Here is a 1,820-nt window from a genome sequence, read left to right as displayed (position 1 = left end):
CCAGCTGACGCCGCACGGCCGGCCGATTCTGTGCACCGAGTACATGGCCCGCCCGCAGGGCAGCACCGTCGAGTCGATCTTGCCAGTTGCCAAGCGGCACAATGTCGGTGCCATCAACTGGGGGCTGGTGGCTGGCAAGACGCAGACCTACTTTCCGTGGGACTCGTGGAAGCACCCGTACTCGGCGGTGCCCAAGGTGTGGTTCCACGATCTGCTGCGGCCGGATGGCACCGCGTTCGACAACACCGAATCCCAAACCATCAGGAGCCTCAGCGCCCCGACGTATGGTTGAGCCGTGACGGTCACCAAGTCGATACTGTTGTTCGGATTGGCCGCGCTGCTGGAGATCGGCGGCGCCTGGCTGGTGTGGCAGGGTGTCCGTGAGCACCGCGGCTGGACCTGGGCCGGTTTTGGCGTCATCGCTTTGGGTGCTTATGGTTTCGTCGCAACTTTTCAGCCTGACGCGCAGTTCGGCCGTGTGCTGGCCGCCTACGGCGGCGTGTTTGTTGCCGGATCGTTGGTGTGGGGCATGGTGGCGGACGGATTTCGGCCAGACCGATGGGACGTCGCTGGGGCCGCAGTCTGCCTGGCCGGGGTCGGCTTGATCATGTACGCGCCGCGCGGGCGCTGATCACTCCTTGTGCTCGATGACCCCCGTCGCGTGCTGCGCCCGGTCTTCGTAGCTGCGGCGCGCGTGCGAGTCGACAGCGAGGAAAACCGTGTCGTTGCCCATCTTCTTGTTCAGCCAGCGCCGGCCGCGATCAGGTATCAGCGTCGCCACGGCCGCAAAGGACTTGCCCCAGCTGGGAACTGAAACACGGGATTTCGGCTTGTCGAGCACTTTGACGATCGCCGCGGCGATGTCGGCCGGCTCGACCGGCTTTTGCGCCGACGACGGCGTTGTTCCCGAGATCAATTCGGTGTTGGTGAAGGTCGGCAACACCGCGGTGACCTTGACGCCCTGCGGCGCGAACTCGTCGGCCATCGCGCTGGACAGCCCAACGACACCGAATTTGGTTGCGGCGTAGACGACTTGGCCTGGCACGGCCACCATGCCGGCCAGCGATGCGATGTTGACGATGTGCCCGGCACGACGCCTCACCATCTCCGGTAGTACCAACTGACAACCGGTCAGCACGCCGTAGAGGTTCACCTCGATCGACGAGCGGATTGCTTGGGCCGACTGCTCCAGAAACGGCCCCACCGGCATCACACCGGCGTTGTTGATCAGCACGTCGATGTGTCCCCCGCCGTCGGCACGGGCCTTGTCGAGGAAGGCCGCGAACGACTCCTTGTCGGTGACGTCGAGGGGATGGCCGCTCACCTGTCCCAGGGCGCTGATTCCGGCGACCGCGCTCTCGAGCACTTCGAGATCCCGGTCGCCGATGACCACCCGTGCACCCCTGGCCAGCAGCGCCTGCGCGGTCGCGTACCCGATGCCGCGGGCAGCACCGGTGATGACGACGGTCTTGCCCCTGATGTTGTCCATCCGAGAAACTTTACAGGTGTCAAGTCTGGCGTGGAAACCATCCCGGGCGACCGGCGGTGGGCAAAGGGTGGGCGTTTCAGATGCCGAGGTCCTTGGCGACGATCGTCTTCATGATCTCGGTGGTCCCGCCGTAGATGGTCTGAATCCGGGCGTCGACAAACGCCCGCGAGACCGGGTATTCCCGCATATATCCGTATCCGCCATGCAGTTGCAGGCAGCGGTCGGCGGTCCGCACTTGAAGCTCCGTCGTCCACCACTTGAGCCGCGCGGCCCGCGCGGCGGTCAATTCGCCCGCCAGATGTTCGGCGATGCAATCGTCGAGATAGGTGCG

General features: G+C 65.0%; 3 protein-coding genes and 1 pseudogene. 2 read left to right on the top strand and 2 right to left on the bottom strand.

Annotation, left to right across the window (positions count from 1 at the left end):
* Together AC2VOG_RS09525 and AC2VOG_RS09520 are read left to right on the top strand one after the other, a co-directional pair.
* Window positions 1-292, top strand: a pseudogene (locus AC2VOG_RS09525) (1,4-beta-xylanase); the annotation flags it as partial.
* A 3-nt stretch (window positions 293-295) separates the two neighbouring features.
* On the top strand, window positions 296-631 hold the full coding sequence (locus AC2VOG_RS09520; RefSeq protein ID WP_486939659.1) for a YnfA family protein: 336 nt from the start codon (window positions 296-298) through the stop codon (window positions 629-631).
* Here AC2VOG_RS09520 and AC2VOG_RS09515 read toward each other — a convergent pair whose 3' ends face one another.
* Window positions 632-1,489: an SDR family oxidoreductase gene (locus AC2VOG_RS09515; protein WP_486939658.1), complete on the bottom strand. Its 858-nt coding sequence runs from the start codon at window positions 1,487-1,489 to the stop codon at window positions 632-634.
* Window positions 1,490-1,565: 76 nt separating this feature from the next.
* Window positions 1,566-1,820 (bottom strand): acyl-CoA dehydrogenase family protein (locus tag AC2VOG_RS09510; RefSeq protein WP_486939657.1); only part of this gene is annotated, 255 nt, incomplete at its 5' end.

Source organism: Mycobacterium sp. TH-M11 (assembly GCF_057473725.1).
Note: the sequence above shows the minus strand (reverse complement) of the source record. Positions and strands in the feature narration are given on the sequence as shown.